We start from the raw sequence: 19,715 nt of genomic DNA on the forward strand, positions 1-19,715 counted from the left end.
ATAATTATTGACATCATAGTGATTTACTTGTTATTCTATAAACAACAAAGATTCACATTAGAAAACTTTCGATGTGATATCTTTTTTTGTATATTAGTTTCTTTATATGAATCTTTTTTGTTTATTTCGATTCAAAGTCCTTGGATTTGAATAAAGTGTAAGAAATCATATAATCAGCCATCCTAAAAATATTAGGAATATATGTTTAAAAGAAGGGATGATAGGATGAATTCACCGATGATTTATGAGCTTCGTCGTCCAGCACAAACTGAACCGGGAAAGACTTACCCTGCGTTGTTTTTAATGCATGGGATTGGCAGTAATGAACAAAATATGCTGTCACTAGTAAACGGCTTAGAAGACCGTTTTTACATTTTTAGTATCCGTGGGCATCTTCCACAACCTCCAGGCTATGCGTTTTTTACGATTCAAGGATATGGAAAACCGCACCGGGAAGTGTTTGATGAGGGAATCCGTAAACTGACAAGTTTTATTGATTATGCCTGCGAGGATTATCCATTAGATGAGGGCCAATTGTTCTTACTTGGCTTTAGTCAGGGAGCAATTTTGTCGATGACGCTTGGATTAACATTAGGCAGCCGAATAAAGGGCATTATTGCACTAAGCGGATACATTCCTGCTTTTGTAAAAGAAGAGTACCAAATCCAGTCAGTTGATAATTTGTCCTTATTTATATCCCATGGTGTGCTGGATCAGGTTCTTCCGTTTGATTGGGGATTGGCAAATAATGAGTATTTTAGTGGTTTAGGGGCAGATGTCACCTTTAAAACCTACCAAGAAGGACATACCGTTTCAATGGATAACCATCGGGATTTCATGAACTGGTTAATGGAAAAAGTAGAAAAATAATGATAATAAAAGGGGAAAATAATATTATGTTAAAAAAATTTGAAGTTAGTACATTACTTTTAAGAGTTGTGTTAGGTATTACGTTCTTTGTCCATGGGGTAGTTAAATTTCAGGGTGGAATTGAAAATATCTTTGGCTGGTTTGAAAGTATAGGGCTACCAGGATTCTTAGCCTATGGAGTAGCAGTTGTAGAAATGGTTGGTGGAGCTGCATTAGTTCTAGGTTTAGGCAGTCAAATTGTCTCAGCTCTATTATCGTTACTAATGATTGGTGCAATCGTTAAAGTAAAACTTGCTGTTGGATTTTTAGGAAACGGACAAATGGCTGGTTATGAATTAGATTTGGCTCTCCTAGCAATGGCTATTTTTATTGCGATAAATGGTAGTAAAATGTTTGCAGTAGATCAACTTATCTTCAAAGGTCAGAAGGAAGAAACTACATCTTTTTCAAAAAGCTATAATAATTAAAAGGGGGACGTAAATATGATGCCATCTTTTTTTATTGCCCATGGAGCACCATTATTAGCAATTGAGAACAATGAGTATACTCAGTTTCTAAGCCAGCTCGGACAAACACTGCCAAGGCCGAAAGCAATTATATTGTTTTCAGCCCACTGGGAATCATCGATGCAAAAAGTAAGCGAAGTCGACACATATGACACCATTTATGATTTTGGCGGCTTCGACCCAGAATTATACACAATTAAATATCCGGCTAAAGGGGACCACCAGGTTTCACAAGAAATTAAAGACCTGTTCGCGAAAAACGGAGTACCCTTTGAAAGCGAAATGAAACGCGGCCTTGATCATGGGGCATGGGTAGTGCTTCGAAAGTTGTATCCGAATGCCGATATCCCTGTCATTTCGATGTCCGTTAATCCGAATCTTAAACCGGAAGAGCAATATAAAGTAGGAAAAAGCTTAGCCTCATTACGGTCAAATGATATATTAATCATTGCAAGTGGAGGAACTGTGCATAACCTCAGAGCAGTGAAATGGGCAGATAACGAAATCGATCAATGGGCACTTGAGTTTGACGATTGGTTGGCTCACCATTTAAATAAATGGGACCTAGATTCATTATTTAAATATGATTCCCTTGCTCCTTATGCTGAATATGCCGTCCCACGCTATGGAAACGAACACTTTATCCCAATTTTCTATGCAATGGGAGCTGCTGATGATAGTCAAAAAGCGAAGTTGCTGCATCGCAGCTTTCGATATGGAAACTTGAGTCATAGTGTTTGGCAGTTTGGGTGAACTAGATTAAATAACAAAATCCTTTCCGTGTTGGAAAGGATTTTGTTATTTAATAAAATTAATCTTCATTGGACCCAAGCCCCATATAAATTCCATTAAAAAATGCTGCCATTTCTATAGTACCATCCTCATTATAAAAAGGTACTCCCACCATTACTGTATCCTTATGCGAATGATTAATAAGAACTTCGATGTTTTTTGCTCCTCTATAGCTGTATCCTTCACTTTTAAGCAAATGTTTTACATTCTTAAACTCATGACTACTTAATAAATTTGCAACAATTTTATTCTTTTCAGCTCCTAAAACAGGTGTTACGTCGCATCCGCACTCAGCTGCCTTTGCCGTATTCCCAATACTCACAAACAACGATAATCCAATAATGATTCCACATAAAATTGTTAATAATTTCTTCAAATGTTTCTCCTCCTTTATAAAACCTCCTTAACTTCATTCTCTGTTTTTCGACATTCTCCTTCAAAAACTTAGGAAAATCTTCGACAAACTGCTTTATTTATTACAACTTCGTGTCAAAATGGGTGTCAGGCACCGAGTAGTTGTCATTTTTCCATAATTAGCTTCTAATAATATAAAATAGAAAAAGGAAGGGAGGTAGATTGGAATGAGGTTAAGTATCTTAGATCAAGCCCCAATTTCATCCAATCAAACTGTTCAAGAAGCATTGAATGCATCAATGAAGTTAGCCCAAGCGGCAGAAACATATGGGTATACGCGTTACTGGATTGCTGAACACCATGACTTAGAAGGATTAGCCTGTTCTGCGCCAGAAGTAATGTTAGCTTATATCGGGGCAAACACTAGCAAAATTCGGATTGGTTCGGGAGCGGTCTTATTACCACACTACAAACCATATAAAGTGGCAGAAGTTTACAATATGTTAGCCACTTTATTTCCAGGAAGAATAGATCTTGGAATAGGTCGCGCACCAGGGGGCTCAGCTGAAGCAACAAATGCCTTATCAGATAATTTTCTTCAGCAGATATGGAACATGCCAGCATCAGTGGAAACGCTGCTTTACTTTTTAGAAAATAAATTTCCAAGTGATCATGAGTTTGCTAAAGTATCGGCTTCGCCAATCCCAGAGTTTTCACCTGTTCCTTGGCTATTGGGGACTAGTAAAAAAAGCGCCTTGCTTGCAGCTGAAAATGGCCTTCCCTATGCCTTTGGACAATTTATGAGTGAAAAGGACGGGACAGAAATTATTGAACAATATTTACAGACCTTTAAGCCACGGAAACAGACCCAAGAACCAGAAGTAATTGTGGCGGTTTCCACTATTTGTGCGGATACGGATGAGCGGGCGGAAGAAGTCGCAATAAGTACACTTGTATGGGCAATGCAAAGGAGAAAAGGCGAAGGCGGTGGAGTCCCTTCCATCGAGGAAGCTAGGCAATATCCACTAACAGACATTGAAAAGGAATCATTAGAAAATATGAAACAGAAGATGCTTATTGGGAACCCACAAAAGGTTTACCATAAACTGAAGGACCTTCAGGATAAATATAACGCGGATGAAATAATGATTGTTACCATTACACATTCTCCAGATGATAGGCTTCGCTCCTATCAACTAATTTCAGAGACAGCTAACCTTTCAAGCTAAAAACCGTCCTATTGAGAATTAGTTCAGTTTTTTGAGGATTTCCATAGCAATAGATTCAAAAATAGCTGGCCAAACAGGTTATAATAATAAAACAACGCTCAGAACGATTTGTTCTCAGAGCGTTGTTTGGTGATTTTTTTAGCGCCTAATAGCCTTTTGCCGAATAGTATTTCACTGGTTCTTTACTTGACGCTTTTAGTTCGGAAGCAATTGTCCCAGTCAAACTATGTGACCCTTGAGCGTCTAGACCTACTTCCCACATCATCATCCCGCCAAAACCGTGATTAAGTGCGAGTCTCGTTTTCTTTTTCATCGTCGCACTGCCGTTATAATGGTAGGTTGTCCCATTCATTTTGACGGTGTCCTTGCCTGCATTCGCTGGATTTTTGTTAATAATTGCAGCAAATGAGACTTGTTTAATTTTCGGATCATCTGGTTGGGCATACGTAGGGACACCCAAGACTAATTTCTCTTTTGAAATTTTATGTGTGTCAAAGAGATTTGTCCAATAGTTTACTATTTTCTCAGTAAATGGATAGGGCGATAGATTAGCGGCATTGTACCCGTCGTCCCATTGACCATCATAGGCCATAATATTGACATGGTCAACATATTGGAACATGGTTGGTTCATACTGTATAAAGCCAGCTTCGGTTAACGTGACCGCATGAATTTTTGAATGAACAGCGATAGACAGTTCTTTCTGTTTCCGATGAAGCTGGGCACTTAATTCTTTCGCAAAGGAAGCGAGATTTTTTGCATCCGCTGCATTGCGCGGGTGTTCAAAGTCGACATCAATTCCATCCAGTTTCTCGCGGACTGCAAGATTAGTTAGCTCTTTCACTAACTTTGTTCTAGATTTAGAATGAGAGATTGCTGGTTGAAAATAATTATAGGATTCTCCGCCCTTAATATGGTACCAACCACCGATTGCAAGGATTACTTTGGTGTTATGACTATCTGCTTTTTTAACAACCATTCGCAGGTTTTTTAAAGCTTGGTCGCCATTAAATAAAACTGTTCCATCCTTGGTCGGATGCACAAACGAGAAAATGACATGTGTTAATTTCGAATAATCTACCATGTTCGGATCACGATAATCCTGAACATAACCGATGAGTACCTTAGAGGGTGCTTTTTTTAAGTTTGGAAACTCTTTTGCATTTGGCATAATCGCTGATTTCGGTGCATCTTCTATGATGATCGTACTAGGACGCTCTTGCTTTTTATGGTTAGAGGTGAAAAGGACCCCTGTTAATATTCCTCCAATAAAGGTAACCGCAATTACCAGGCAAACGAGGAGACGACGTTTATTCATTGTTTATGTCCTCCTTATTATTGCTCACTTAAAAAATTGTAACAGAAAAAGCGATGTAAGAAGGTTGGTAATATCCACCTATGAAGGAATTGCCGCCATTGGGAAGTGAAAAAATTTGAATTGAGATGTTTCTTTTTGCTATAATCATAAGGTTAATGCTAAAAACCAAGTGTTTTATATATATAAAAATTTGTAAGGTGGTAACCATGAATCAAGAATTTAGAGTGTTATTGTACTATAAATATGTAAACATAGAGAATCCTGAGGAAGTGACCCAGGAACATCTGCAATTCTGTAATGAACTTGGCCTTAAAGGCCGAATTATCATTGCTGCTGAAGGAATTAATGGTACGGTGTCAGGCACCATTGAACAAACTGACGCCTATATCAAATATATGAACGAACATCCGTTGTTCGCGGGTACTATTTTTAAAATTGATGAAGCTTCTGAGCATGCCTTCAAAAAGATGAAAGTTCGGTTAAGACCAGAGTTAGTTACATTGCGTTTGGAAGATGATGTCGATCCGAATGTGCAAACAGGCAAGCATTTGAAGCCTAAGGAATTTTTTGAGGCGATGCAAGATGAAGATACAGTTGTTATTGATGCACGAAATGATTATGAGTTTGATTTAGGTCATTTTCGTGGAGCTGTCCGCCCAGATATTCTTAACTTCCGTGATCTGCCACAATGGATTCGCGAAAATAAGCAAGAGTTTGAAGGCAAGAAGATTCTTACTTATTGTACTGGTGGGATTCGCTGTGAAAAGTTCTCCGGCTGGCTGCTTCAAGAAGGTTTTGAAGATGTATCACAGCTTGAAGGCGGAATTGTCACCTATGGTAAAGATCCCGAAGTTCAGGGAGACTTATGGGATGGTCAACTTTATGTGTTTGATGAGCGCATAAGTGTTCCTGTTAACCGTAAAGAGCATGTCGTTGTTGGGAAGGATTTTTATAGTGGCGAGCCATGTGAACGCTATGTGAATTGTGCCAACCCAGAATGTAATCGTAAAATCCTTTGCTCGGAGGAGAACGAACATAAGCACTTACGAAGCTGTTCACACGAATGTCGTGTTCATCCACGCAACCGTTATATAGCACAGCACGGTCTAAGTGAAGAAGAGGTAGCGCAAAGATTGTCTGTCATTGAGAAAGAAAAAGAGCTAACCAAATAAATTAATTAAAGGGAAACAGGTCATTACAGTGGCCTGTTTTTCTTATGTCTTTTAGGTTTTGCCAATAGGAATTTCGGAATATATTGATTATGATAAGAGTATAAAAACGGATTACATAAAAGGGAGCGGATATATAAATGGTGACCTATACTAATAGAAATGATGTACCCACGCATGAAAAGTGGAATTTAGACGATATCTATTCCGATAAGAGTAAATGGGAAGAGGATCTTCTAACTATAGAAGAAATGGCAAAAAAACTGAAACAATATGATGGAACGATTCAAGATGGGCACTCATTGTATCAATATCTTCATCAACGTGAAGAATTATCTTTCCTATTCAATAAGGTTTATGCTTATGCGATGTTGAGTGTGGATCAAAATACTAGGGATACCCAGGCTCAGTCCAACTTAGATCGCGCAAAACAACTGAGTGTAAAAGTAAGTGCGTCGACCTCCTTCTTTATGCCTTATTTATTAACACTAGACGAAGAAACATTATCAGGATACATAAAATCTGAAAAGAAGCTGGATTACTTTGCAGAGGACTTATGGGAGTCGTTTCGTTATAAACAACATGTATTATCTAAAGAACAGGAAGCCGTCCTTTCCCAATTAGGGGAAGCCCTCTCGGCTCCAGGGAACATTTTTGGGATGATGAATAACGCAGATATTAAATTCGGGGAAGTAACCAGTGAAGACGGGGAACGTGTGGAATTAACGAGGGGAATGTACTCTAAAATAATCGAAGATACGGACCGAGAAAAACGAAGAGAAGCCTATAAGGCATATTATCAGCCTTACCTGCAATTAAAAAATTCAATTGCTGCTACACTTTCAGCTGCCATCAAAACTAATGTGACTACGGCTAAAATCCGTCAATACCCTTCCGCGTTGGAAAAATCCCTGTTTGGGGATAACGTACCAAAAGAGGTCTATGAGAATTTAATCAAAACAACGAAGCAAAATATTCAGCCTCTTCATCAATATTCACGGATACGCAAGGAGAAATTGAATCTGGATGAACTACGTCAATATGATATGAGTGTCCCACTTGTTAGTGGCGTGAAGCAAGACATTTCCTATGAGGAAGCTTATGATACGATGTGCAAGGCGTTAGCCCCATTGGGTGAGGACTATGTCAATATCCTGAAGGAGTTTAAAGAAAAACGGTATATAGATGTCAGAGAAACTCCTGGGAAACGGTCAGGTGCCTACAATCTGGGAGTGTACGGCGTTCACCCCTATATCCTTCTCAATCATCAAGATGATTTGGATAGTTTATTTACGTTGGTCCATGAATGCGGACATGGCGTCCACAGCCGTTTAAGTTCACAACATCAACCACAAATCACTGCCAGGTATAGCATTTTTGTGGCAGAAGTGGCCTCCACGGTCAATGAAGTACTATTAATTAACTACTTATTAAACAATGAGAAAAACCCTGATGTTCGGAAGCATTTAGTGAACCATTTCATCGACCAATTTAAGGGAACGTTTTTTACACAAGTAATGTTTGCCGAGTTTGAGATGAAGACCCATGAGATGGCTGAAAAAGGTATGCCGCTTACTGTCGAAGTATTTAACCAAACCTATGAGAAATTATTCCGCGAATATAATGGTGATGAGGTAGTCTTCGATGAGGAAGTTAAATTTGGCTGGTCAAGAATCCCGCATTTTTACCGCCCGTTCTATGTTTATAAGTACGCTACTGGATTTGCTTCAGCGATTCATTTGGCGACCAAGATTCTTGAAGGGGACCAAAAAACATTAACTTCTTATTTAGAATTCTTAAAGAGCGGCAGTTCAGACTATCCGCTTGAATTGTTAAAGAAGACCGGCGTTGATCTTACGACATCCTCCCCAATTGAAAACTCTTTAAAACGATTTGGTGAACTAGTAGAGGAATTCTCACAGATTTAATATTAATCCACCCTTTAATACCCATGACTTTCTCCCTCTGAAGAAAGCCATGGGTATATTTTTTTATAGTGTAATAGTTGAACTTATTGTAATATAAGGAAAGTTAAGTAAATTAAAGGGGTCATTTGGATTATGAATAGTAGAAGAGATAAATACCGAGGAAGGAAGAAATCGTTTCTCCCATTCCTTATTCTTGTTGTCGTGTTACTGATTGCGGGTGGTTATTATTTGAACAGCAGTAAAACGGAAGAGAATGCTGATTCGCAAATCTCCAATCTAAAGGAAAAAGCGGATGAGAAGATAAAAAAAGAGGAGCAAACGCAAGAGACTAAACAAGAAGTTGTCCCAGAAACAAAACCTGAACCTGTGAAAGAAACAACGATTAAAATTAGTGCAGCTGGGGATTTTACACTTGGTTCAGACGAATCGTTTAACTATAGTAGTTCTTTTATCAAAGCTGCTGATGACAATGGGTTGCCGTATTTCGTCAAAGGCTTGGATAATATTTTTATCAATGATGATTTTACAACGGTCAACTTAGAAACCACACTTACAAATGCAACCCAAAAAGCAGTGAAGACATTTCGTTTTAAAGGAGATCCATCCTATGCGAAAATCCTTGAATTGGGTGGGATTGAGGCTGTTAATTTAGCCAATAATCATATCCATGATTACCTCGATCAAGGCTATCAGGATACATTGACTTCTCTAGAAAAACAGAACATTGGTTACTTTGGGTATGATCATAAATATATTACAACGGTAAAAGAAACAAAAATCGGTGCTCTAGGATATGAGGGGTGGTCGGATACCCAAGAAATACGCAATCAAGTGGAGAATGATATTAAAGAGCTGCGAGCGCAAGGAGCGCAGATCATTCTCGTTCATTATCATTGGGGCAATGAACGCCATTATGTCCCTGATCATTCTCAGCAGTCGTTGGCCCGATTTACCATCGACAGTGGTGCTGACCTTATTCTCGGTCACCATCCACATGTGGTTCAAGGAATTGAAGAATATAAAGGAAAATTCATTGTATATAGCCTCGGTAACTTTATGTTTGGCGGAAATCGAAATCCAAGTGATAAGGATACGTTTGTTTTTCAGCAAACCTTTCATTTGAAAAATGGGGTTCTATCCGATACGAAAGAGATCAATATCGTTCCATTTTCAATTTCCTCGGTTTCTTCAAAGAATGATTATCAGCCTACACTATTAACTGGCTCAGAAAAGAAAAGGGTCAAGCAAAAAATCATTGACGGTTCTAACAAAATCAAAGGCTCTGATTGGCTAGTTTATGAAAACAACGACCATGTCGTGAAATCTAAAAACTGAATGTTCACTAAAAAGGGACAGTCCTCACTGTCCCTTTATTTTATAGATGAAATTTTTAAACCGATGTTTGAGTAGATGGTATCGTAAAAAGTAAACTGACGGTTTTTATAGTGATAGTTGTTTTTGCCTGGTGTTGGTTTGCGGATGTTAATTTTCAAATAATCATTAAAGCGTAAAAAAATGGAGTAGTTCGCAGCTGGAAGTTGGCCTAATGCCTCTAAGTCGAGTTCTAATGTCCCATTTCCGTTAGTATCTATGTATACCGGAAGAATTGATTCAAGCAATGCGTTATTTGAATTCCGAACCAGTCCATGTGAGAGTGTATCAATGTGATCACCAAACACCTTAAATTTTAGCGTATATTTATACTTATCGATATATTCCTCATTTAGTATGGAATGCATGGGTACGCGGATATATTTATATTTGTCCTCTAAAAACGGTACAACCGCATAGGGAAGATTGTCTTTGATAATGACCTCTTTAATTTTCTCCTTCTTTTCCCAGGCAAAAAGATTCTCAAGGTCCTTATATTTCCTATCGCGAAACAAGTGATAAACCACCTTATTCATCGGTTGGAAAAATTCCTCAGAAAACTCATAATTTAATTTCTTTGTTGTTTTTAACACTTGGTTGAACTTATAGTAATAAACGCGTTTCAGCCTCGTTTTTTGAAAATGTGGTGTATGGAAGAATCTCGAAATCGAATCAAATTCATAGAGACGGTTTAAGACCATTTTCTGTTTTTCAATATCTAAATCTTTCTTTATAATATGATTAATCACTTTGAGATTACAATTTGTTTTTTGGATAATATTCGTTTGATTGGTTAAACGCGAATCCTGGTTATCCATCCGATTTAAATAGTAAATAGGTTGTGCTGTCGTCGAAATTGTCCGGCAGTGGGTTAACACATCAATAAAAAATTGCTTGTCTTCCGCAAATTTCATTTCAGGAAATAAAATTTGATTGTCTTTTATGACACTCGTTTTAATCATTCGTGCTCGTGGTCCTAAATGATGGAAAATATGCGGTATTGAAAAGGGGGATTCCCTTCGTCTTTCTTTACAAGATTCATGTTCACCAACTATAGACATCCCTTTAGATGTGACCTGTATAGTTTTTCCGACTGCATAATCATCGCCAGTTTCTAATAGAATGGACGATAATACTTCTAAGCCTTTAGGGTCAAGCCAATCATCGGCATCTAGGAACGTAATATAATTAGACCGAGCCAATTGGATTCCGATATTTCGGGGGTGGCCAGGTGTGCCCGAATTTTTTTTCAGGAAAACAACAATGATGTTCGCGTATTTCGCGGAGTATTCTAAGAGGATTTCTCTTGAGGAGTCCGTGGAACAATCATCGATTAATATATATTCGATTTGATCCACGCCGAGTGATTGATTAATCACAGAATCGATGGTTTTTCTGAGTGATTTTTCCGCGTTATAAACGGGGGTAACGACAGTGACCAATGTAGGATCCTGTTCAGTGGGTAATTTTTGATCAACAATATAGTAATCTTTTGCGTTTTTATTCCAAATCCAACCCATGTTTTTTCACCTCATCTTTCGACCAATTCTAGTGTTTGAATTCATATTTATGTAAAAAACTCCAAACCATTATTTATTTTTGGACAAAATATCGAATCTTATTCGAAAATAATTAACGTTACATCTTAGTTATCCAGATTTTGCGTACATTGACAACTTTTTACACTACATATATCTGAATAATGATAAAATAGGTCATATTCATAATTTTATCTAGGAGGATTTAAACGTTGGAAAATAAGTTTTCTACCCCAAAAGGATTTGGCGAAATACTCGACCACACCTTTCAACTAACTAAAAATCGCTTTAAGGACTTTTTCATGATTTTACTGATTTTTATGGGTCCTGTTTACCTGGTCCAAGCGATCTTGCAACTAAGTTCTGGAACTAGCTTTTTTAGAGAGGTTGGCAGTGATGGGGAATGGTTTGACCAAATTCTTACGAGTTTTGAAGAATCAGGCACATTCGATTCCAGCAGTTTGGGTGCTGACATTGGTTTGATTATTATCGGTATACTTAGTGCTATTTTGGCACCTGTTGCTGAGGCGGCCATTCTCTTCACTATCAATCATGTCCGTCGAAATGAAGATTATTCGGTGGGTTCGGTCATTAAAGAGGCCTTTTCCCGCTTTTGGCCAATCATCGGAAGCAGTATTTTATTCGGTTTGATTAGTTTGGGGATTATCATTGTTCCAATCGTAATTATCGCATTCACAGGTGTGGTTGTTGCGGCCGCTGTTCATCCGGTCGGAGGAATTCTTCTTGGAATCGTCCTGTTTCTTGTCTTTGCTATTCTTGTAGGACTTTTATTAACTCGCTGGAGCTTTTATTTTGGCTCTGTTGTCCTTGATAAAGTTTCACCCGGATTAGGAAGAAGTTGGAGATTAACAAGAAAGCGTACATGGGTATTGCTGGGACTTTATATCGTCTTTTATTTAATTATATCGTGTATTTCTTTTGGTGTTCAAATGACTTTTGGCATGGTTTTAGGGAACAGTGTGTTGCTAACACTGATTACAAACCTCATTACCTTAGTCACGACAATGATTTTCTCTGTAGGCTATGGGGTTATGTATCTGGATGCCAAAACTCGACATGATGCAGACGATTTAAAAGAGATGCTAGAAGAATTCAAAACGGTTTAAAAAACCTATTATGTTAGGTGATGAAAATGTTCAATGCAGACAAGGCACGTGGTGACCTTGAAGAAATATTAAAAGGAAAAGAATATCAAGTTTATTACGAATCAAAAGGATTAATTGCCACATGGTGGGATAAAGCAAAAGAATGGATAGCCACCCAACTGGAAAAATTATTTCCAGCCATCGATTCCGCGAGCAGGGTGTCAGGCACCATTCTTATTGCGATCATAGTACTAATTGTTTTCTTACTTGTTTTTGCTGCTTTTTTTGTGATTCGGAATATGCGACGCAATCGAATCCTCCGCATTCAAAAACCGCTTCAATCGAGGAAAGAATTGAATTGGACCTCGCAAAGACATCTTGCTGAAGCAGATATGAATGAGAGTTTGGAAGAATATACACTTTCCACGCGCCATTTATTTTTAGCATTGCTTCTTTCTTTTCATGAAAAAGGATTGCTTGAGGCTAGAATTTGGAAAACAAATTGGGACTATTATGATGAACTAAGGAAAGTAGATCAGTCGATGGCAGAACAATTCTTTCAATTTGCACAACTTTTTGAAGGTGTGACCTACGGGGAACGTACCGTGAGTAAATCGGAATATATACAGTTTCATCAGAAGGTATGGAAGGTACTTGGCGATTTGAGGGAGGAGAATAGTTGATGAAATCTCTTTCCAACATGCGTACCTGGATTGGCTTGGTCATCCTGCTTGGTTTATTTTTGCTCTTTAGTTATTTAAGTTCGACACCGAAGCCGAAGTATTATCCCAATTACGTGTCTGAGTCACCTGCTCCTGGTGGAGTGAAAGCATTTTATACATATGTTAAGAAGGAAATTGAAGGAAAGGAATGGAGACATTCTCCAGATTTACTGTCTACCAAACCAGACCACCAATTGCTAATTATGGTCGAGCCAGCTATTAGCTTTGAAACGGAAGAGATGAAGGCTTACATTAATTATATGAAAGCCGGCAATACCATTTTATTGTTGCAAACCAATCCACAAGGGATGTTTGATATTAAAACGAGTGGAACAAATTCAAGTGAGTCGCAGAAGGTTTTTACGCAAGATCAAACATCCTATCGTGCTCAAATTCATTCAACTATCCGTTTGCAGACGAAAAAAGGAGATCGGGTGTTGCTTTCTGACCAGACCGGTCCGATTTCAGTTCAACGATCTTTTGGAAAAGGACAATTAATTGTTAGTATTACCCCAGAGTGGATGACGAATGGAAATCTAATAAAGAGGGATCATTTACCCTTGCTCCTGTATCTATTAAATGAAGGAAAATCAAACACCATTCTGTTTGACGAATACATTCATAGCGGTGAGAATGCACCTACAGTTTGGAATGTATACCCGATGTGGTTTTTGGTTCTTGTTATCCAGATGATTCTTTTAATGACGTTATGGCTTTGGCTGAAAGGAAAGCGATTCGGACCTATTTTCGTCCCAAGGGAAGAATCGGTTCGCTTTAGTGATGAAGGGTTGAAGGCATTGACTGCTTGGTACCTCCGGGGTAGACGATACCATGACTCGATCATCATCCAATCAGAATATGTCAAACTTCTTCTCCAGGAACGTTGGCAGATTCCGTATCATAGAGAATGGTTGGATTTATCGAGTTATATGGAGAAGAAGCGGACTCGAATGTCTGCTAATGAAATCAACTCCTTTTTAACAGGTTTGGTTCACATTCTTGAAAAAGAAACAATCACAAAACAGGAATTCTTATTATGGTCGAAAAGGCTCGAGCAATTAAGGAAAGAGGTTGAAGAATGAAGACAGAATTAACATCTTTTTTAAATAAATATGAAGAGCGGATTTTTGGACAAAGTCTAAATCTTAAATTATTACTATCAGCTATTTTAGCTGATGGCCATGTCCTATTAGAAGGGGTGCCTGGCACTGGAAAAACACAAATGGTGCGTACACTTGCCAATCTATTAGGGGGGAGCTTTAACCGTATCCAGTTTACCCCAGACTTATTACCAAGTGATATCACTGGGAGTACAATTTACAATTTGAAGGAAAGCACCTTCCAAACGCTAAAGGGGCCGATTTTTACAAATATCCTGTTAGCCGATGAAATTAACCGGACCCCTGCAAAGACACAGGCTGCCCTTCTCGAAGCCATGGAAGAGAAACAGGTAACAATTCAAGGTGAAACATATCCATTACCGGAGATGTTTTTTGTGGTTGCCACCCAAAACCCCATTGAATTTGAAGGGACGTACCCACTTCCAGAAGCACAGCAGGATCGTTTCCTCTTCAAGCTTAGGATTGAATTTCCAAGCTTCGAAGAAGAGAAAAATATCCTAAAACACATGATTGAAAACAGCTTTGACAAAAAGCTTGTGTCATCGATCTTAGAAATGGACACGTTTATAGAAATTAGAAGAGACATTGAAAAAGTTACAGTGAGCGAAAGTGTATTAGATTATATCATGAAGATTGTCAGGAAAACACGTGAATCAGAATCCATCCGATTTGGGGCTAGTACGAGAGCTGGAATTTCGATTGGCAAGGGAGCGCAAGCTTGGGCCTACCTTTCAGGCAGGGATTACGTCACACCCGACGATATCAAAATGGTCGCAAAGCCAGCCTTACGACATCGCATTCAGTTATCGCCGCATGTAGAATTGGAGGGAGCAACCGTTGACCAAATTATTGAAGAGCTGGTGGGCTCGGTTCCTGTTCCAAGATAGAGGAGTTATACCGACTAAAAGAATAGTATTGGTTTTCCTCTTTCTATCCATTGCTTTAGGAATTAGTACTATTTGGGGAATATCAAGGAGCCTGGTCATTGCCGCCAATCTTATATTATTTATGGCCAGTTTGTTTGATTTGTTTTTATCACCTTCTAAAAAACACCTTTCCTTTCAACGGATCGTTACTGGGGAATTTGAAAGAGGACAAACTTATCCGGTAACGATCGAGGTTCAGAATGCTTCAAGCTATCCTTTCTCATACCGACTTGTGGATGACTTGCCACAGTCTTTTGTAAGGCCATTTCCAATCGCCGGGTCGATCCCTAAGGAAGCAATTGTGAGCATTTCTTATGAAACTAGTGCGATGACCAGAGGCATGTACGAAGTTAAAAAGATTTATTTTCGCTATTCCAGTTTGCTTGGTTTGTGGGAAAAGCAGGTGACTGTTGAATTGCGGGATGAAATAAAAGTTATTCCAGATTTAACTGAAACGAAACAGTATTTAGAAAATGCCCAGAAATATTTGGTGTACGAAGGGGTAAAGATCCGGAGGCAGCGAAGCGGGGTTGGTGATTTTTCCAAGATTAGAAGTTATGTAGTGGGAGATGATCCACGGAAAATCAACTGGCGACAAACCGCTAAACTCCTAGAAGTGATGACGAATGAGTATGAACCAGAGCATGGAAAATATATTACCATTCTAATTGATTGTGGGAGAATGATGGGGGCAGAATTGTTACAGGGAAATCGATTAGAAAAAGCGTTAGAAGCCGCCTTGACGGTAACAGCTGCTGCCCTCCAAAAGGGGGATTATGTGTCGGTCCTTGCCTTTTCAAGGGATATAAAAGTCTTTGTACCGCCTGCCAAAGGAATGGCGCACCTGCAGACCATTCTCCAAGCAATCTATTCAGTAGACATAGATGCCGCTGAAACAAATTATGCAGCGGTGTTGCAGTACTTAGAAACGGTGCAAAAGAAACGAAGTCTGCTGTTATTATTTAGTGATGTACGGACCTTCCTTCACGAGGAAAGTAGTTTAATCCTTTTAAAACGACTTCGGCAGCGGCATTTATTTTTAATGATTGGAATTGAAGATCAGACACTTTTAAAAAGAGTGAATGAGGAGCCGAGTACGGTCCAAGCAGTGATGCGAAAAAGTATGGCGCAGCAGCAAATTTTGTTTAAGAAAAGGGAAAAGAAAAAATGGGAAAAGCAAGGCCTCGTTATGATCGAGGCCCGTGAGGAGCAATTAGCGATTACTGCCGTTTCTCAATATATTGATATTATGAATCAGAATCTATTATAGCTTTCTTTCGTTTGATCTTGCCAATCGCTACATAAAGGATCAGTCCAATCACGGTTAAGAAAGCTACAATGTACTTTGCTTCTAATGAAATCGCAGCCGGGGTAATGAAGCCTTCAATAATACCCGCTATGATAAACAAAGGAATTGTACCGAGTAATAGTTGAACGGATCTTTTTGCATGCTGTTTTAATTGGAAACTTCGAGAATATTGTCCAGGCACAAACAGCTTATAGCCCATTAATAGCCCAGCGCCGCCAGCAATAAAAATGGCTGTGAGTTCGATCATTCCATGGGGAACGATGTATGCCCAAAAATCATACGATTTTCCGTGATGCCAAAACAGGGCAGCAAGCGCACCAATAATGATGCCATTGTAGACCATTAAATAAACCGTTACGAGCCCAAAGGTGATGCCCCCCGCAAAAGCAAAGATGGCGACTTTAATATTATTTGTCATGATGCTCGCCGACATGAGGGAGGAGTCTACCGCTTCATGACCCTTCCCGAGTTGTTCCGGGTCCACACCCTTGGCAATTTCCGCAGGGAGAATCGAATAGATATGCAATGGATCATTCAGAACGGATAAGAAGCTTCCAAAACCGCCAATGAGAAATAAGATCATTGCAGCTATGACAAACTTCCATTGTTCAAGCAATAAACCAATAAATTTTTGGCTGAAAAAATAACGAATTTGTTTAAAGCTAGAGACTTGGTCTTTGTACAAAAGATTATGTGATTTCGCCACAAGGCCGTTCAAATAATTGGTGACTTCATCATGAGGAAAATAGGTTTGACTGTAAGAGAGATTCTGGGCTGCTTTTTGATAGAGTCGATGGAATTGCGTTATATGATCTCCTGTAATAGCAGGTCTGCGCTTACTCATGGTTGCAACTAACTGTTCTAGCTGTTTCCATTCTTCTCGATGCATTTTGACAAACTGTTTTACATTCATACTGACACCTACTTTTTGGGGGCTGGGAAAATAAGTCTTTATTCTCCTTATTATAGTAATATTGTAGAAAAATAGAAATAGGAATTATCATCTTGTGATGGAGGAAACTTATGAATGAAGATCATTTAGATATAAAAACACCTGAATTTGTTTCCATTCAGTTTCAGATTGCTGGTTTAGGCAGCAGATCGGCTGCCTTTATAATCGACCAGCTGCTTTTAATGGCGTTTAATATTTTGACTTTGATTGTCCTTTTTTTCGTTTTAGATGGCATGTCTAAAATGGAATTTATTTTCATCGGGAATTCACTGCCTATTGCGATAACAATTATTGCACTGTTTATCGTTAATGGGGGTTACTTTTTTGCGTATGAGTTTTTCTCAGGCGGAAGAACACTTGGGAAAAAGCTAATGGGGATCCGGGTCATTCAAGAGAATGGTCATAGCATCACCTTGCTGTCCAGCTTTATTCGAAATTTGATTCGGATCATTGATTCATTGCCAACAGCATATTTTCTAGGAATTATCATGATTTTTTTTCATTCCAAACATAAACGGCTTGGAGATCTTGTGGCTGGAACGATTGTTGTCCATGAGCGCAAGGCAAAGCGGAAAAAGAAACTCTCCCCTATAGAAAATGAACTCGACAGCAGAGGACTTTCAAAGGATGATCTTATTCTTGATGAATGGACGCTGAAATCATTAGGTATGAGAGATTGGAAACTTATCAAAACCTATGCAAATCGGTTTCTGCATATCCCATTAGACGAAAGAAATCAACTAACGGAACAAATCGCTATGATATTATTTCCGAAAATCGGAATGGACGCCTCAGGGAAAACCACCGCTGAGTTAGAAAACAACCTTCTTGTGCTTTATTTAGTACTTCTTGATGAGTGGGAGTTTGAATTGTGAGAATGAATAATCCATTATTTAAGTTCTTTTCGAGCTAAAAATATTAAAGAGGAGAAAGCAATGCATTTGTATCAGCATTGCTTTTTTTAATGTAAATTAACACCAAGTACTTATTAGTAATTAAATAGAATTAGAGGTTCGATTTGTAAAATCTATCCGACTTGGGTCTTATTTAGTCGGTTTTAGTCGAAAAATTTATTTTTACGATGTATAATAGGTAATTGTGGATTGCTGTGTGTTAATAAGGAGGAAATTAATATGATGGAATGGACAATAATTCTATTGATTGCGATATCTGCTGTTTTGCTCATCGTTTCAATGGCATCGAATCGTAAAGTAGAGAAACAAAAACAAAAAGAAATTGATTTGGTTCATGTTGCGGTAATGAAAGATATCAATAACGTACAGGAGCAAATTCGAAGTCTAGAACTAGATATTGAAGTGGTCACCAAGGAAGCAGGCATTCAGCTGACTCCTGAGGAAGTTATTTTCAAACGCGAAGTACTAGATTTATATAAACGTAAATATTCAATTGAGACTATTGCACAGAAAAAACAAGTTTCAGAGAGTGAAATTCAACAATTTCTTGCACCGTATCTAGCTGCTAAGGATGAAAGGAGCAAATTAGCCCATGAAATTTAATGTAGTGAGCAGCTTTGCGGCCGGAATTCTTCTAGCTACGACCATATGTGGTGCTGTTTACTTTTCTGAAGATCCTGTTGTCACAAAAGCAACTGCCAAACCAGCTAAAACCGAGCAGAAAACAGTTGCTCAACCAACTGAAACCGAGATGAAGGACAAACTTCTAGCTGCTGGATATGTTGTTCAACCAAAGGCAGAATATGATAAGACGCTTGAGGCAGCAAAAAAAGCAGCTTCAGCTTCCACCGCATCCACGGCTACTAATGGAACTCAAAAGATTGCTTACAGATCAGTTATTTCCGTTACACAAGGGATGACGAGCATCGATGTCGGCAAAATGCTTGTAAAAGCGAAAATTGTACCTGATGCCTTTAAATTCTCAAAAGATGTCGAGAAGAAGGGTGTCGAAAAAAACTTACGCCCTGGTACATTCGTGGTTGATACAGAAATGACCTATGATCAAATTATCGCTACTATTTTTAAAAAGTAATAAAACAAAGACGGACAGTATAATTAAATACTGTCCGTCTTTGTTTTATCAGTTACTTTTATTTACAAATTCTTGAACCATTTCGCCCGTAACGAATTCTCGTGTTGGGATAAAGCGCAGGTTGATTTTATTTATACTATTTGTTAAGGCGTTTATTTTATCAGTTGAAAAGGGTAGACCCTGTTTACATAAGGCAATCGCTTCTTCGATATACTGCTCACGTTGTTGATCGAGCGCTAAGAATTGTTGATAGGTTTCATGCTGATTTGCCGCATGTTTAATTAGATCTTTATGTACACTCATGATATCACTCCTAAAATATATTTATACAATCATACCACAATTAATTGAGGAAGAGACGCATATATAATTATAGTAAATAGTGCTACTTATGAAGTTGTCATGTACGCATTTAAGATAAATAAGAATAATACTAGATTCAGTCGAATATATTTTCTTATTAGATTGAATAATAGACTAGAAAAAATTTATTCCCC

Annotated in this window: 20 protein-coding genes; 15 read left to right on the plus strand and 5 right to left on the minus strand. The window is 38.4% G+C overall.

Annotated features, from left to right (window positions below; genetic code table 11):
* The first annotated feature begins 225 nt into the window (after window positions 1-225).
* From M3610_RS10205 to M3610_RS10215, 3 genes are read left to right on the plus strand one after another with little or no spacing between them, the layout of a single operon-like run.
* Entirely contained in the window at window positions 226-870 is a 645-nt protein-coding gene (locus M3610_RS10205; protein ID WP_251458904.1) for an alpha/beta hydrolase, read from the plus strand.
* 26 nt (window positions 871-896) lie between these two features.
* Window positions 897-1,337: a DoxX family protein gene (locus M3610_RS10210; protein ID WP_251458905.1), complete on the plus strand. Its 441-nt coding sequence runs from the start codon at window positions 897-899 to the stop codon at window positions 1,335-1,337.
* A gap of 15 nt (window positions 1,338-1,352) precedes the next feature.
* Window positions 1,353-2,129 (plus strand): dioxygenase family protein, encoded by a 777-nt coding sequence (locus M3610_RS10215; protein WP_098571264.1) that lies wholly within the window; start codon window positions 1,353-1,355, stop codon window positions 2,127-2,129.
* A gap of 58 nt (window positions 2,130-2,187) precedes the next feature.
* On the opposite strand, the gene M3610_RS10220 is transcribed toward M3610_RS10215, so the two are convergent.
* Window positions 2,188-2,544 (minus strand): hypothetical protein, encoded by a 357-nt coding sequence (locus M3610_RS10220; RefSeq protein ID WP_098571263.1) that lies wholly within the window; start codon window positions 2,542-2,544, stop codon window positions 2,188-2,190.
* A gap of 205 nt (window positions 2,545-2,749) precedes the next feature.
* On the opposite strand from M3610_RS10220, the gene M3610_RS10225 reads away from it, so the two are divergent.
* Window positions 2,750-3,751 carry an LLM class flavin-dependent oxidoreductase gene (locus M3610_RS10225; RefSeq protein WP_098571262.1) on the plus strand — a complete coding sequence of 334 codons (1,002 nt, stop codon included), beginning with the start codon at window positions 2,750-2,752 and terminating at the stop codon, window positions 3,749-3,751.
* Window positions 3,752-3,896: 145 nt separating this feature from the next.
* On the opposite strand, the gene M3610_RS10230 is transcribed toward M3610_RS10225, so the two are convergent.
* Window positions 3,897-5,069: a glycoside hydrolase family 18 protein gene (locus tag M3610_RS10230; protein WP_098571261.1), complete on the minus strand. Its 1,173-nt coding sequence runs from the start codon at window positions 5,067-5,069 to the stop codon at window positions 3,897-3,899.
* Between the two features lie 206 nt (window positions 5,070-5,275).
* Here M3610_RS10230 and trhO point away from each other — a divergent pair, with 206 nt between their 5' ends.
* From trhO to M3610_RS10245, 3 genes are all read left to right on the plus strand, one after another.
* Window positions 5,276-6,241 (plus strand): oxygen-dependent tRNA uridine(34) hydroxylase TrhO, encoded by a 966-nt coding sequence (gene trhO, locus M3610_RS10235; RefSeq protein WP_251458907.1) that lies wholly within the window; start codon window positions 5,276-5,278, stop codon window positions 6,239-6,241.
* 137 nt (window positions 6,242-6,378) lie between these two features.
* Window positions 6,379-8,166: an oligoendopeptidase F gene (gene pepF / locus M3610_RS10240; protein WP_098571259.1), complete on the plus strand. Its 1,788-nt coding sequence runs from the start codon at window positions 6,379-6,381 to the stop codon at window positions 8,164-8,166.
* Between the two features lie 132 nt (window positions 8,167-8,298).
* Complete coding sequence (locus tag M3610_RS10245; RefSeq protein WP_098571258.1) at window positions 8,299-9,501, plus strand: CapA family protein; 1,203 nt, start codon at window positions 8,299-8,301, stop codon at window positions 9,499-9,501.
* Between the two features lie 35 nt (window positions 9,502-9,536).
* Here M3610_RS10245 and M3610_RS10250 read toward each other — a convergent pair whose 3' ends face one another.
* Window positions 9,537-11,057, minus strand: coding sequence for a glycosyltransferase family 2 protein (locus tag M3610_RS10250; RefSeq protein WP_098571257.1), 1,521 nt, complete (start codon window positions 11,055-11,057; stop codon window positions 9,537-9,539).
* Between the two features lie 230 nt (window positions 11,058-11,287).
* On the opposite strand from M3610_RS10250, the gene M3610_RS10255 reads away from it, so the two are divergent.
* The 5 genes from M3610_RS10255 to M3610_RS10275 are packed head-to-tail and all read left to right on the plus strand — an operon-like array spanning window position 11,288 to window position 16,220.
* Window positions 11,288-12,202 (plus strand): DUF7847 domain-containing protein, encoded by a 915-nt coding sequence (locus tag M3610_RS10255; RefSeq protein ID WP_251458909.1) that lies wholly within the window; start codon window positions 11,288-11,290, stop codon window positions 12,200-12,202.
* Window positions 12,203-12,228: 26 nt separating this feature from the next.
* Entirely contained in the window at window positions 12,229-12,864 is a 636-nt protein-coding gene (locus M3610_RS10260; protein ID WP_098571255.1) for a DUF4129 domain-containing protein, read from the plus strand.
* Window positions 12,864-13,985 (plus strand): DUF4350 domain-containing protein, encoded by a 1,122-nt coding sequence (locus M3610_RS10265; protein ID WP_251459023.1) that lies wholly within the window; start codon window positions 12,864-12,866, stop codon window positions 13,983-13,985. The genes M3610_RS10260 and M3610_RS10265 overlap by 1 nt, the downstream gene beginning before the upstream one ends.
* Window positions 13,982-14,911, plus strand: a complete 930-nt coding sequence (locus M3610_RS10270) for an AAA family ATPase (RefSeq protein ID WP_251458911.1) — start codon at window positions 13,982-13,984, stop codon at window positions 14,909-14,911. The genes M3610_RS10265 and M3610_RS10270 overlap by 4 nt, the downstream gene beginning before the upstream one ends.
* Window positions 14,862-16,220, plus strand: a complete 1,359-nt coding sequence (locus M3610_RS10275) for a DUF58 domain-containing protein (RefSeq protein WP_251458913.1) — start codon at window positions 14,862-14,864, stop codon at window positions 16,218-16,220. The genes M3610_RS10270 and M3610_RS10275 overlap by 50 nt, the downstream gene beginning before the upstream one ends.
* On the opposite strand, the gene M3610_RS10280 is transcribed toward M3610_RS10275, so the two are convergent.
* A complete protein-coding gene (locus M3610_RS10280; RefSeq protein ID WP_251458914.1) occupies window positions 16,198-17,172 on the minus strand; it encodes a stage II sporulation protein M in 975 nt (324 codons plus the stop codon). The genes M3610_RS10275 and M3610_RS10280 overlap by 23 nt on opposite strands.
* A 110-nt stretch (window positions 17,173-17,282) precedes the next feature.
* On the opposite strand from M3610_RS10280, the gene M3610_RS10285 reads away from it, so the two are divergent.
* The 3 genes from M3610_RS10285 to M3610_RS10295 all read left to right on the plus strand — a co-directional run bounded on the left by M3610_RS10285 (window position 17,283) and on the right by M3610_RS10295 (window position 19,218).
* The gene (locus M3610_RS10285) at window positions 17,283-18,086 is read left to right on the plus strand and encodes an RDD family protein (protein WP_251458916.1); all 804 of its coding nucleotides are present in this window, start codon (window positions 17,283-17,285) and stop codon (window positions 18,084-18,086) included.
* A 258-nt stretch (window positions 18,087-18,344) separates the two neighbouring features.
* Window positions 18,345-18,728 carry a hypothetical protein gene (locus M3610_RS10290; RefSeq protein ID WP_306460574.1) on the plus strand — a complete coding sequence of 128 codons (384 nt, stop codon included), beginning with the start codon at window positions 18,345-18,347 and terminating at the stop codon, window positions 18,726-18,728.
* Window positions 18,718-19,218, plus strand: coding sequence for an aminodeoxychorismate lyase (locus tag M3610_RS10295; RefSeq protein WP_098571250.1), 501 nt, complete (start codon window positions 18,718-18,720; stop codon window positions 19,216-19,218). Before M3610_RS10290 ends, M3610_RS10295 begins: the two co-directional genes overlap by 11 nt.
* 48 nt (window positions 19,219-19,266) lie before the next feature.
* Here M3610_RS10295 and M3610_RS10300 read toward each other — a convergent pair whose 3' ends face one another.
* Window positions 19,267-19,521, minus strand: a complete 255-nt coding sequence (locus M3610_RS10300) for a DUF2533 family protein (protein WP_098571249.1) — start codon at window positions 19,519-19,521, stop codon at window positions 19,267-19,269.
* Window positions 19,522-19,715 lie beyond the last annotated feature (194 nt).

This window comes from Neobacillus sp. MER 74, from assembly GCF_023714155.1.